Genomic DNA, 13,137 nt, shown 5'->3' with positions numbered 1-13,137 from the left:
AGCGTGAACAATTCGCAATTCAAACCATTGGTGGCGGTCATCGCCACCGGTGGAACTATTGCAAGCAAGCGCGGGGACGATGGCGCAAGCACACCGACGCTCAATGGCGACGATCTGCTTGCGACGCTTGGCGAGGTCGGAGCGAAGCTTCGCCCAATCGATTTGATGGCAAAGGATTCATCCAGCCTGACACTGATTGATATGCAGTCCATCTCCGAAGCCATTGAAGCCCAGATTGCAGATCCACAAATCAGCGGCGTTGTGGTGCTCCATGGCACCGATGCAATGGAAGAAACGGCGCTCCTGGTACAGCTGCAACGCAATCATTCCAAACCGGTGATCTTCACGGGTGCACAGTTCACTGCCGATCATCCCAATGCCGACGGTCCATCCAATCTTAAAACCGCCATCGATCTGGCAGCAGACCCTGCTAATGCGCAACAAGGCGTATTGATCGCCTTTGGCGGCCGGATTGTTCCTGCATGGGGCGCGTTCAAATTCAGCAGCGACCATGCAGACGCTTTCAGATCGGTCCGCGAACTCGAACGACCTGAAGCAGGCCGCTTGCCAGCATCTGTAAGCGGTACGCGGGTCGACATTGTGGCGATCCATCCTGGTTGTGACGACCTGCATCTTCAAGCGAGCATTCAAGCCGGAAGCCACGGTATTGTGCTTGCGGCTTTAGGTTCGGGCAATGCCAACGCGACAATTGTTCAAGCTGTAAAGCAATGTGCGCAAAACAATATTCCGGTGGTGGTTTCTAGCCGCGTTCCCACAGGCATGTTGGCCCCAGGCTATGGCGGCGGCGGTGGTGGACATGATCTGGTTGCAGCCGGTGCAGTGCATTCGCAAACGCTGCGACCGGGACAGGCGCGTATTCTTCTGGCAAGTCTGATTGCAAGCAAAAGCCCGAAGGCTGCAATCATCCAAGCTTTTGATGATCGCAACCCATAAATACAACAGCGCAATTTGAAACCCTAAAGCGCGTCGCGGCCTGCGGCGCGCTTTCTTTTTGTTCCCATTGATTATTTCAAATGAGGCTTGCTGCTTCAAAAGTCGCTCAGTCGCCAAGCGCCAGATCCAAAACATATATGAGTTTTTTATTTCTGAGCCCGTTTCTCTCTCTCGAAACCCTATGGGCGACGGCAGCATAATGGACTTTGTGAAGACCGGGCGCCCACGGGCAATCCGGCCAGGACATCGACCAAGGATACTCGAAATGACAATGGATATCGCCGTGCTGGGTGTCGGCATCGCATTTTTTGCAATGCTATTTGGCTATTTGCGCCTTTGCGAGAGGCTTTGAGGAAACGCGATGCTGATCGAATATATCGCAGGCGCCTTCGTAGCGGCCTTTGTCGCCGTCTACCTTCTTTACGCGCTCATTCGTCCAGAACGGTTCTGAATAAGCAATTAATTTGAGCCTGATCTGGGCTTGGGAAAAACCATGACAATCAATGGATGGATACAGATCCTCATCTTCTGCGGGATCATCATCGCGCTCGTGAAGCCGTTTGGCGGTTACATCACTCGTGTTTTCACTGGTGAGCGCACACTTTTGTCGCCCCTCCTAATTCCCATTGAACGGGGGCTTTATCGTTTGGCCGGTACGAGTGAGCGCGAGGAGCAGCACTGGACGCATTACGCCGCCGCCATGCTGCTGTTCAATCTGGCGGGCTTCCTCGCTCTTTATTTGCTGCAGCGTGCACAAGGTTTCCTGCCTTTCAATCCGATGGGCATGAGCAATGTGCCTGCCGATCTCGCCTTCAACACGGCAACAAGTTTTGTGACCAACACCAACTGGCAGAATTATGGTGGTGAAAGCACCATGTCTTATCTCACCCAGATGGCGGGACTTACGGTCCAGAATTTCGTTTCGGCAGCAACGGGGGTGGCGATTGCCATTGCACTCATCCGTGCATTCTCGCGTAAATCTATGAAGACGCTGGGGAATTTCTGGATCGATCTCACACGCTGCACGCTCTATGTCTTGCTGCCGATCTCAATCGCCATGACGCTTGTTTTCGTGGCTCTCGGTGTGCCGCAGACGTTGGGATCTTATGTCGAAGCCACCACCCTTGAAGGTGCTCGCCAGGTCATAGCAACTGGCCCTGTCGCCTCGCAGCTTGCCATCAAGATGCTTGGCACCAATGGCGGTGGCTTTTTCAACGCCAATTCAGCGCATCCGTTCGAAAATCCCGACGCCATCTCGAATATGATGCAGATGGTGGCGATCTTTGCGATCGGTGCAAGCCTTACCAATGTTTTTGGCCGCATGGTTGGCAATGAGAAGCAGGGCTGGGCAATTTTTGCTGCAATGGGCGTGCTTTTTATAGCCGGTGTAGGAATTTGCTACTGGGCAGAAGCTGCGGGCAATCCGCTGATCCATGCGCTTGGCATTGATGGCGGCAATATGGAAGGTAAGGAAACTCGCTTCGGCATCACCATGTCCGCCCTTTTTGCGGTGGTGACAACAGCCGCTTCCTGCGGTGCGGTCATCGCCATGCATGACAGCATGATGGCGCTCGGCGGCATGATCCCGATGATCAACATGATGCTGGGTGAAATCATTATTGGCGGTGTGGGCGCAGGCTTTTACGGCATCATCTTGTTTGTTGTCGTCGCAATCTTCGTTGCCGGACTGATGGTCGGGCGCACACCGGAATATCTGGGCAAAAAGATCGAGGCAAAAGAGGTAAAGATGGCCATGCTCGCCGTACTATGCCTGCCACTTTCGATCCTTGGCTTTACGGCTGTCGCCACAGTCATCCCGACGGGGTTAAGCTCAATTGCCAATCCCGGACCACATGGCTTTTCGGAAATTCTCTATGCCTATACGTCAGGTACGGCCAATAACGGTTCGGCCTTTGCCGGGCTCTCCGGCAACACGCCCTGGTATAATATAACCATCGGTCTTGCGATGCTGATGGGTCGCTTTCTGGTCATCATTCCGGCCTTAGCAATTGCAGGCTCACTGGTTGCCAAGAAGGCAACGCCCCTATCTGCTGGGACATTCCCAACCCACGGACCGCTTTTCGTCGGCCTGCTGATCGGTGTCATTCTCGTGGTCGGCGGTTTGATCTTCTTCCCTGCGCTGGCGCTCGGACCAATTGCTGAGCATCTTGCAATGATCAACGGGCAAACTTTCCAATGATCAGCCCGTCCAACCTCATTCTCCTCATCCTCGCAGCAGTGCTGATGATCGTCGCTGCTGCAGAATTTCTGGGTCCGCTTTTCTGGAGTTCCCTATGAGCAAGTCCCAAACCCCTAAAATAGTTAAAACCGGCATCATTGACGCCCGCATTCTCATTCCGGCAATTGGCGATGCCTTTCGCAAGCTCAACCCCAAAAGCCTTGCACGCAATCCCGTCATGTTCGTGGTGGCAGTGGTTTGCGTGCTTACCACAGTTCTTCTGATAAAGGATGTTGCGACCAGCGGCACCGGTATCGGCTTTTCGTTCCAGATCGTGCTGTGGCTATGGTTCACTGTGCTGTTTGCTAATTTCGCTGAAGCCGTTGCCGAAGGTCGCGGCAAGGCGCAGGCGGAATCCCTGCGCCGCACACGCACCGAAACCCAGGCTAAACTGCTGCATGATGTGGCGCGCACTGATTTTACGGTCGTGCCCGGAACAAGTCTCAAGGTTGGCGATGTAGTGATCGTCGAAGCATGCGATATCATTCCTTCCGACGGAGAAGTCATAGAAGGGGTTGCTTCCGTCAACGAAGCAGCCATTACAGGTGAATCCGCTCCGGTCATTCGTGAATCGGGCGGCGACCGCTCAGCAGTCACAGGCGGCACGCAGGTTCTGTCGGACTGGATCAAAGTCCGCATCACGGCGGCGCAGGGCTCGACCTTCATCGACAAGATGATCAGCCTTGTCGAAGGCGCTGAACGCCAGAAGACACCGAACGAAATCGCACTCAATATTCTGCTTGCAGGCATGACGCTGATCTTCGTTTTAGCGGTCGTGACAATCCCGAGCTTTGCCTCCTATGCGGGTGGTTATGTTCCTGTCATCGTGCTGGTTGCCCTTTTCGTAACGCTGATCCCCACAACAATCGGCGCGCTTCTATCGGCCATCGGCATTGCTGGCATGGACCGTCTGGTGCGCTTCAATGTTCTTGCTATGTCCGGCCGCGCCGTCGAAGCTGCTGGAGACGTCGACACGCTGCTCCTCGACAAGACCGGCACAATTACGCTGGGCAATCGTCAGGCAACAGCATTCATGCCAGTAAGCGGCGTGAACGAGCTCGCCCTTGCCGATGCCGCACAATTGGCGTCACTTGCCGACGAAACCCCGGAAGGTCGCTCCATTGTCGTTCTCGCCAAGGAAAAATACGACATGCGTGGCCGCGACATGCAGGGCCTGAATGCGAGCTTCGTGCCTTTCACGGCGCAAAGCCGAATGAGTGGTGTCGATGTTGAAGGATCGTCAATCCGCAAGGGCGCGGTTGATGCAGTGCTCAAACATGCGACCTCGGACGAGAAGACTGTTCACGAACTCCAAGCCATTGCCGACACGATTGCCAAAGCAGGCGGTACGCCGCTCGCGGTCAGCAAGGATGGACGCCTGCTTGGAGTCATTCATCTCAAGGATATCGTCAAGGGCGGGATCCGTGAGCGTTTTACCGAATTGCGCCGCATGGGTATTCGCACGGTGATGATCACTGGCGACAATCCGATGACAGCGGCAGCGATTGCTGCAGAAGCAGGCGTCGATGATTTCCTGGCGCAAGCCACGCCTGAAAACAAGCTCGAGCTTATCAGGCAGGAACAGGCCAAGGGCAAGCTTGTGGCCATGTGCGGAGACGGCACCAATGATGCGCCTGCTTTGGCACAAGCCGATGTCGGCGTTGCGATGAATACCGGTACAGTTGCCGCACGCGAGGCCGGAAACATGGTCGATCTCGATAGTGATCCAACCAAGCTCATCGAGATTGTCGAGATCGGCAAGCAATTGCTGATGACACGCGGGGCACTTACGACGTTCTCGATTGCCAATGATATTGCCAAGTATTTTGCGATCATTCCCGCGATGTTTCTCGCCTTTTACCCTCAGCTTGGCGCGCTCAACATCATGGGTCTTGCGACCCCACAAAGCGCGATCCTCTCAGCGATCATCTTCAACGCACTCATCATTGTGGCGCTGATCCCGCTTTCGCTGAAAGGCGTTGCTTATCGGCCCGTTGGTGCAGGCGCACTGCTGTCGCGCAATCTTCTGATCTATGGCCTTGGCGGCGTCATTGTTCCGTTCATCGCCATCAAGCTCATCGATATGGCAATCGTCGCCATCGGCCTGGTTTAAGGAATAAAAAATGCTGAAACATCTGCGTCCAGCACTCGTCATGATCGTGGCTCTCACTGTGATTACAGGGCTGATCTATCCGCTTGGCATGACGGGTCTTGCACAAGCCATCTTTCCGCAACAAGCAAATGGCAGCCTCATCGAAAAAGATGGCAAAGTGATCGGGTCCGAACTGATCGGCCAGAAATTTGCAGGCGATCGCTACTTCCATGGTCGCCCTTCGGCAGCAGGAAAAGAGGGCTATGATGCTGCAAGCTCGGGTGGCTCCAACCTCGGACCAACCAACCCAGCACTGATTGCACGCATAAAAGACGACGCAGCTTCATTGCGGGAGGCTACGACGAATCCCGAAGTGCCGATTGATCTGGTTACAACATCCGCCAGTGGGCTTGATCCCCATATCTCTCCACAAGCCGCACTTTTTCAGGTGCCTCGCGTTGCCAAAGCACGTGGGCTCGATGAAACAAGCCTTCGCGGCATTGTCGAGCAGCAGATCGAGCAGCGCGAGCTTGGCTTTCTCGGCGAGCCGGTGGTCAATGTGCTCAAGCTCAACCTTGTTCTCGACAGGGCAGGCAGTAACTAGAGTAGATCGAAGCACTTTGAGCAAAAACGTGCAGCAGTTTGCGCGGGCTCATGTGCACAAACGAGACGATAGAGCGGCTCCAACAATTCTGTTAAAACCGGAACCGCTCTAACGGCGCGCTTTCCCGCCGCCTTTTAATTTCGAGGAACAACGCTTGGTATCGGATGATCTTCGCCTTAGCGATATGAGGCCTTCCCCCGATGCGCTGCTTGAACAGGCAGAACGCGAAACGCGCGGTCGTCTCAAGATATTTCTGGGAGCAGCACCCGGCGTCGGCAAAACCTATGAAATGCTAATGTCGGGGCGTGCACGAAAAGCAGACGGTATCGATGTGGTGATCGGCATTGTCGAGACCCATGGGCGACAAGAAACCGAAGCGCTTGTCGATGGGCTTGAGATCATAGACCGTAAGCCAGTGTCCTATCATGGCCACCGTCTTGAAGAGATGGACATTGATGCCATCCTCAAAAGACAGCCGCAACTGGTTCTGGTGGATGAGCTCGCCCACACCAATGCACCGGGCAGCCGTCACCCCAAGCGTTATCAGGATGTCGAGGAAATTCTGGCGCGCGGGATCGACGTCTATACCACACTTAATATCCAGCATGTCGAAAGCCTAAATGATGTGGTGGCGCAGATTACGCGCATTCGCGTGCGCGAAACCGTGCCCGACAGCATTATCGACCGGGCCGACGATGTCGAGTTGATTGATCTGACGCCAGACGATCTCATAAAGCGGCTTAATCAGGGCAAAATCTATCTGCCCAAAACCGCAAAGCGTGCAATCCGAAACTATTTCTCCCCTGGCAATCTGACGGCCTTGCGTGAGCTCGCTCTCCGCCGCACAGCCCAGCGGGTTGACGAGCAATTGCTAACCCATATGCGCGCCAATGCCATCCAGGGGCCATGGGCTGCCGGTGACAGGGTGCTCGTTGCGATCGACCAGCGCCCAAACAGTGCTTCACTGGTCCGCTATGCCCGGCGACTAGCCGACCGAATGCGCGCGCCATGGGCTGCAATTCACATCGAAACGCCGCGTTCGGCCGGGCTTTCCGATGAAGCCAAGGATCGGCTTGCGGCAACCATGCGACTTTGCGAACAGCTCGGCGGCGAAACAATCATAATTCCCGGCCAAAGCATCGCCGAAGACCTCGTGCGTTATGCTTCAACGCATAATTTCACACATATCGTCGCCGGAAAATCGGCCAAGCCACGTTGGCGCGAGGCTATTGAGGGCTCGGTCGGCCACGCACTGATCCGCCATTCCGGTGCAATTGATGTTCATATCACCGCGGCCGCTGACCGCGACAATGCCGGTTCCGCCCGCAACATTAAAACCGTCAGCCATTCATCCGGGTATGACCTCAAGCCATATCTCGTCGCAACACTTGTCACAGCATGTGCACTTGGTGTTGGGCTTTTGCTTGATCAGTTTCTCGACGTGCGAAGCATCGCACTGGTTTTCGTTGTCGGTGTTCTCGGTGTTGCAGTCACACTTGGCCTTTGGCCTGCGCTGTTTGTCTCTGTATTGAGCGCTTTTGCCTATAACTTCTTCTTCCTCTCGCCGCTCTACACACTGTCTATCGCGGACCCCGAAAGCGTGGTGGCGCTTTCGTTCTTCCTGCTTGTCAGTTTTGTCGCCAGCAATCTGGCAAGCCGCGTACAGCGTCAGGCCGCAGCTGCAAGACAGCGCGCAAACATGACTGAGGATCTTTATCTTTTCAGCAAGAAGCTGGCGGGGACAGGTTCGCTCGACGACGTGCTCTGGGCAACCGCCTTTCAGATCGCCTCCATGCTGAAAGTACGGGTTGTCATCCTGCTGCCGGAAGGTGACAGCATTGCGGTTCGCGCAGGATACCCACCCGATGACAGTCTTGTCGATGCCGATATTGCTGCAGCCCATTGGGCGTGGGAACATGAACTGCCAGCGGGACGAGGTGCGGATACCCTTCCTGGTGCCAAGCGGCTTTATCTGCCGCTCAAGACGGCACGGACGTCTGTCGGCGTGATTGGCCTCGACAATGATCGGCAGGGGCCAATCCTGACACCCGAACAACAAAGGCTTTTTGAAGCTCTCAGCGATCAGGCGGCCATTGCCATTGAGCGGGTGCAGCTTGTTGGTGATGTCGAACGCGCCAAGCTTGCAGCAGAGGCAGACAAGCTCCGTTCCGCGCTTCTTACCTCTATATCGCACGATCTTAAAACGCCGCTTGCCGGTATCATGGGTGCTGCCACCACATTGCGCGACTATTCCGCGTCACTACCTGGAAGCGATCGCACCGAATTGCTAACGACCATTGTCGAGCAGTCCGAACGGCTCAATCGTTTTATTGCCAATCTGCTCGATATGACACGGATTGAATCAGGCGCTATGGAGCCCACTTTGTCGCTGCATTATCTTGGCGATATTGTAGGGGCAGCGTTGCATCGAGCCGTCAAAATTCTCGCGCATCACAAGGTTCAGGTAGCGGTTGCAGCCGAGCTTCCCATGCTGCGGCTTGATGCGGTCCTGTTCGAGCAGGTGCTGTTTAATCTTCTCGACAACGCCGCAAAATATGCGCCGCAGGGATCAGAGATCAGGCTTGAAGCGCATGTTGAGCGTGGATATGTGGTGCTTGAGATCAGCGATCATGGCCCGGGCATTCCCGATGTCGATCTTGAACGGGTTTTCGATACATTCTATCGCGTTCGAAAGGGTGATCATGTACAGGCAGGAACAGGTCTTGGTCTTTCCATTGCCCGTGGCTTTACTGAAGCAATGGGTGGAACCATTCGGGCCGGAAACAGGGCCGAGAGTTCCGGTGCCCGTTTCACAATAACAATACCTTTGCCAGCGAACCATGTCTCCCAGAAGTGGGAGCCGGTTTTGGAATAAAGACGTGCTTGCAAATAGACATCGGAGCGTCTTTTGTGCGTGCGCTAGGATGCAGGGTACTGCAGAGAAATGGACCGGAACTGATGAGCGATCCAAAGCCGAAAATCCTGGTTGTCGATGATGAGCCACCCATCCGCAAATTGTTGCGGGTTGGGCTTACAACCGAAGGCTATAGCATTATAGAAGCGGCCAATGCGCGCGAAGCAGACATGCTGCTTCAAAGCGAAAATCCTGATCTCGTTCTGCTTGACCTTGGTCTGCCCGATACCGACGGCCATGAGCTGCTCCGTCTGTGGCGTGAACAGGGACTGACACTGCCAGTTCTTATTCTTTCAAGCCGCACCGATGAAGCGGGCATAGTACGAGCGCTAGAAGCGGGTGCCGACGATTATATCAGCAAGCCCTTTGGGATGAAGGAACTAGCAGCAAGAACGCGCGTGGCGCTACGCCATAAACTGCAACAGCAGGGAGAAAAGCCTGTCTTTCAGAGCAATGGATTGTCGGTCGATCTGGTCAGGCGCATTGTGAAGCTTGATGAGATGGAGATAAAGCTCTCTCCAAAGGAATATGAAATCCTGCGCCTGCTCGTGCAGCACGCAGGCAAGGTGCTGACACATCAATATATTCTAAGCCACGTCTGGGGTCCGGCGGCGGATGTTCAATATCTGCGCATCTATGTTCGTCAGCTGCGCCAGAAGATCGAGAAATCTCCCGATCAGCCGCATTATATTCTGACGGAAACAGGCGTCGGCTATCGTCTTCGCGAAGCCGACGCAATTGAACAAAGTTAGTCTGACGCTTTGGATGCCTTGGACTTCTTCAACGTCTTGCCATGATTGGCGATCCAGTCCATAGCGGCCAGAAGCACGCCCGAAATCACGAAGACCAGATGAATGACGACCATCCACTTGATGTGATCGGCCGAATATTTGGCAACATCCATGAACACCTTAAGGAGATGGATACCGGAAATTGCAACAATCGAGGCTACGAGCTTCAACTTCAGCGCCGAGAAATCGACTTCACCCTGCCAATCAGGGCGATCCTTGTGATCGGCCAGATCCATGCGGCTGACGAAATTCTCATAGCCCGCGAAGATCACGATCATCAAAAGATTGGCAGCAAGACTAAGATCAATCAGCGCCAGCACGCCAAGAACAGCATCATTGACCGTCATGGACGGAACAATCATTGCAAAGCGCCACAGCTCAACGATGAACACCCAGACCAGAATGACCAGCGCCATTGCGAGGCCGATATACATAGGGGCCATCAGCCAGCGACTGGCGAAAAGGCTGCGTTCGATCAGTCGTTCCATGGCGTACTCCTAAAATTGGCCGGAGACGCAACTATCACGCGGATGTGACGACCACAAGTCGGTTAGAAAGGTAGCCGAACACACCAGCTCAGACAGAGTAGCGAGTGAAAATTCACCACTTCACATTCAAACCGATATTTCCTTCCCAGATTCGGTTGCGTTCGCCACCAAGATTGGTTGTGTAATCGGCAGTCGCATAAAGGCTGGCCTTCTCGGTGATGTCGAGGGTCAAACCGCCGCCAACTTCCAGCGAAGTGCCTTTTAGGTCAGTCACAATCGGATCGGTGGCAAAGCGCACGGTCTGATCGGAAGAAAAATTTTGCCACAGATTGGCTTTCAAATAGGGACGCAGCTTGCCGATGGAGGTCTCCTCAGCACCCTGCAGACGCATTCCGATGCGTCCGGTCCAGGCATTATCTGAATCAAACGATACGGATGAGTAACGATCTGCCTGATCATCGAGCGAAAGGCTCTGCCAGATGAGCTGCGCCTGCGGTTCCAGCGTCCAGCTTTCACTCAACGCAATTGGATAGCCCCCTTCCAACGAAGCTGTGACACCATGGCCGTCGACAGCGATGCCCTGCCCTTCATTGGAATTGGCATCGCCGCCATACCACGTGCCCATCAGCACGGCATCGAGATACCAACCTTGCGGGCCAATATGCGTCCAATAACCGCCAAAGCTGGTGCCAGTCATTTCCAGATCGCCGACCGCCAAATCATTCCAGCCCAGCGCCTGCCCTGTAATATCTCCTGTCACACGGGCATAGCCGAAGAACAAGCCGAAACGGTCGAAATGGCCACTGTCTGTCTCATGACCCCAAAGGTCCTGACCGGCCTGAATGCCGAAAAGCTTGCCATCAAGCCCTGGCGCAACAGTGCCCTTCCACTTCGTATCGATACTCTGCCCGAACAAACGCGCCCAGGTAGATGGCAGATAACCGCCGCTTTTAAGAAGATCCTGTTCGCCACGGCGCTCATGAAAGGTTCCGAGAGACGTGAGTGCCAGATGATGCGCAACAGGTGGCAAAGCTGAATAGGCCGGTACCTCGACACGATAAAGCGTGACGACATCTCCTTGCACACGCGTGGCACCCGGCGATGGTGACACCGCCCCTTCAAAGCCTATTTGCGGGATTGACGATTGTCCGCTGGAACCAGCGGGCGGATTGGCCGCTTCTGCTGCTGGGGGTGCAGGTGGCGCTTCAGGCTCAGGCGAACTTTCCGTGACAGGCGCAGATGTATCTTCGGGGTCTGGATCGTTCGGATCGACCGGCAGGGTCGCCGGTGGTTGCTCAAGAGTTGGCGGTGGAGCAGAATTTTCGGGCGCTTGCGGTGACAAATCCTCCTCAGGAACCACAGGCGCAGGCTGAGTGCCGCTGATAAGCGTAGAACGGAGATACCAGTTTTCGTTCGTACTGGCAGACACGCCACCTTTGAAGAGGAAATACTCGTAAGCACCAGCTGCGACACGACCATTGAGCGAGAATGCGCTGCTTGCTGTGGTCGCGCCGTTAAGCGCCTGCACAACCATAATGCCATCGGAAATGGTCGAAGCGCCCGCCCCACCCACATTGTTGACGACGATACCGGTGGAGCCGGAGGCGTTCCCTGTATCAATGACAAGCTTGTCCGATGGCGACCCATCCGCGCCAAGCACAGTATCAACGAAGAGAAGACCGTTCTGGCCAGTATAGTTACCCTTGATTGTAAATGTGTCAGTAGTGCTTGAGCCACCATTGGTCAGATCGATACGGCCGGCATTGAAGACGGACGCGAACTGGTTTGCAGAAAAAGAATTGATGCCACTTTGTGCCGAACCGCCATAGATCGTGCTGGCAGCATCGACATTGAGCGTTCCAGTGCCTGTGCCTGCGTCGCCAAGGGTCAGGATCGTGTCAAATGTCAAGCGCGTATCATTGGTGAGGTTGATCGTCTCCCAACTGTCAAAGCGGGCAACCTTACCGGTTTTGACATTGTTGAAAGTCAGTGCATCAACACCCTCGCCGCCTGTCAGGCGTTTGGTCGCGCCGATATTTGCCTCTGTCAGATTGGTAAGCACCGCCGTATCGCTGTCACCGCCCATATCGATATTGCCGTAGACAATTCCGCCGCCATTCCAGCTAAATTGGTCATTGCCGAAGCTCAATAGAATGTCGCCTGCAACCGTACCGCCGGTAATCGTCACACTATCTGTGCCGCCGCTGACGCTGATGTTGCCACCGATCATGCCATTGGAAATGATAATCGTATCATCTCCAAAACCCGCAACCAGATTGCGATCAATAGTGCCGCCGGACATATTGAAGTAATTGTTATCGAGCTTCATGTTGACGCGACCGATCCGGCCACCGGTCATGACGGCATAATCGCCATCGTCGAATGCATCAACAATCCGGCCTCCAGACATGAAGAACGTATCGAGCGCATCACCCTGATTAAGAGAGCCGACCTCGCCGCCCGTCATGCGAAAATCATCAATGCCACTACCCTGTTGAATATTGCCCGTGACAGCGCCGCCAGAAATCACGAATGCATCCGTGCCATCCCCCTGAACGACATTGCCCGCAATCGTGCCGGAATGAACTTCGATCCGGTCTGTGCCTGCGCCGAAGGACACATTGCCGTTAATTGTACCCGTGCCGCCTGGTGGCAACAGCAAAGTGTTATTACCATTTAGATCAGTCAGCCCGGCCAAAGAGGTGCCGCTGTCGCAAATATAAGTGTCGTCACCAAGTGTGGGAGAAAATGAACAGGCCGCGAAAGCCGGATCTGCCTTCAGTATAAAACTACTGATCGTAATAATGGCTGTGCTTGAAAGAAACGTTACAAAGGCAGGTGCAATTACGCGATGTCTCATTATCCCTCTCCATTTTGCAGCCAGCTGCGGCAAAATAATAATGAGGAATTTTTTATATTAGGCAAGGCTGTTATTTGAACATAATTAAGGAATTATTCTTCCCATAATTTGAAGATATTTCAGTATTTTAAAAGAAAATGAGGCGCTTGGTTCTGCAAAATCGTACATATATTGTAGTATATAGGGCAGTACGAT

Annotated in this window: 9 protein-coding genes; 7 read left to right on the top strand and 2 right to left on the bottom strand. The window is 54.3% G+C overall.

Features of this window, described 5'->3' with window-relative positions; all coding sequences use genetic code 11:
• The first annotated feature begins 3 nt into the window (after positions 1–3).
• The 7 genes from KMS41_11505 to KMS41_11475 all read left to right on the top strand — a co-directional run bounded on the left by KMS41_11505 (position 4) and on the right by KMS41_11475 (position 9,555).
• A complete protein-coding gene (locus KMS41_11505; GenBank protein ID QWK79565.1) occupies positions 4–954 on the top strand; it encodes an asparaginase in 951 nt (316 codons plus the stop codon).
• A 361-nt stretch (positions 955–1,315) separates the two neighbouring features.
• Complete coding sequence (kdpF, locus tag KMS41_11500; GenBank protein QWK79564.1) at positions 1,316–1,405, top strand: K(+)-transporting ATPase subunit F; 90 nt, start codon at positions 1,316–1,318, stop codon at positions 1,403–1,405.
• A 42-nt stretch (positions 1,406–1,447) separates the two neighbouring features.
• Positions 1,448–3,154, top strand: coding sequence for a potassium-transporting ATPase subunit KdpA (gene kdpA, locus KMS41_11495; protein QWK79563.1), 1,707 nt, complete (start codon positions 1,448–1,450; stop codon positions 3,152–3,154).
• 94 nt (positions 3,155–3,248) lie between these two features.
• Positions 3,249–5,306, top strand: coding sequence for a potassium-transporting ATPase subunit KdpB (gene kdpB, locus KMS41_11490; protein ID QWK79562.1), 2,058 nt, complete (start codon positions 3,249–3,251; stop codon positions 5,304–5,306).
• A 10-nt stretch (positions 5,307–5,316) separates the two neighbouring features.
• Positions 5,317–5,889, top strand: coding sequence for a potassium-transporting ATPase subunit KdpC (kdpC, locus tag KMS41_11485; protein ID QWK79561.1), 573 nt, complete (start codon positions 5,317–5,319; stop codon positions 5,887–5,889).
• A 154-nt stretch (positions 5,890–6,043) separates the two neighbouring features.
• A complete protein-coding gene (locus tag KMS41_11480) occupies positions 6,044–8,764 on the top strand; it encodes a sensor histidine kinase KdpD (GenBank protein ID QWK79560.1) in 2,721 nt (906 codons plus the stop codon).
• 83 nt (positions 8,765–8,847) lie between these two features.
• Positions 8,848–9,555, top strand: coding sequence for a response regulator transcription factor (locus KMS41_11475; protein ID QWK79559.1), 708 nt, complete (start codon positions 8,848–8,850; stop codon positions 9,553–9,555).
• Here KMS41_11475 and KMS41_11470 read toward each other — a convergent pair.
• Positions 9,552–10,082, bottom strand: coding sequence for a TIGR00645 family protein (locus tag KMS41_11470; GenBank protein QWK79558.1), 531 nt, complete (start codon positions 10,080–10,082; stop codon positions 9,552–9,554). The genes KMS41_11475 and KMS41_11470 overlap by 4 nt on opposite strands.
• A 112-nt stretch (positions 10,083–10,194) precedes the next feature.
• On the bottom strand, positions 10,195–12,942 hold the full coding sequence (locus tag KMS41_11465) for an autotransporter outer membrane beta-barrel domain-containing protein (protein ID QWK79557.1): 2,748 nt from the start codon (positions 12,940–12,942) through the stop codon (positions 10,195–10,197).
• Between the last annotated feature and the right edge of the window lie 195 nt (positions 12,943–13,137).

It is taken from the genome of Ochrobactrum sp. BTU1 (genome assembly GCA_018798825.1).
Taxonomy (GTDB): domain Bacteria; phylum Pseudomonadota; class Alphaproteobacteria; order Rhizobiales; family Rhizobiaceae; genus Brucella.
This window is presented reverse-complemented; position numbering and strand designations above follow the sequence as displayed.

Coding starts and splice junctions, on each gene's coding strand:
- kdpF (QWK79564.1), top strand. CDS start 1,316: ATGCTGATCGAATATATCGCAGGCGCCTTCGTAGCGGCCTTTGTCGCC.
- kdpA (QWK79563.1), top strand. CDS start 1,448: ATGACAATCAATGGATGGATACAGATCCTCATCTTCTGCGGGATCATC.
- kdpB (QWK79562.1), top strand. CDS start 3,249: ATGAGCAAGTCCCAAACCCCTAAAATAGTTAAAACCGGCATCATTGAC.
- kdpC (QWK79561.1), top strand. CDS start 5,317: ATGCTGAAACATCTGCGTCCAGCACTCGTCATGATCGTGGCTCTCACT.
- KMS41_11475 (QWK79559.1), top strand. CDS start 8,848: ATGAGCGATCCAAAGCCGAAAATCCTGGTTGTCGATGATGAGCCACCC.
- KMS41_11470 (QWK79558.1), bottom strand. CDS start 10,082: ATGGAACGACTGATCGAACGCAGCCTTTTCGCCAGTCGCTGGCTGATG.
- KMS41_11465 (QWK79557.1), bottom strand. CDS start 12,942: ATGAGACATCGCGTAATTGCACCTGCCTTTGTAACGTTTCTTTCAAGC.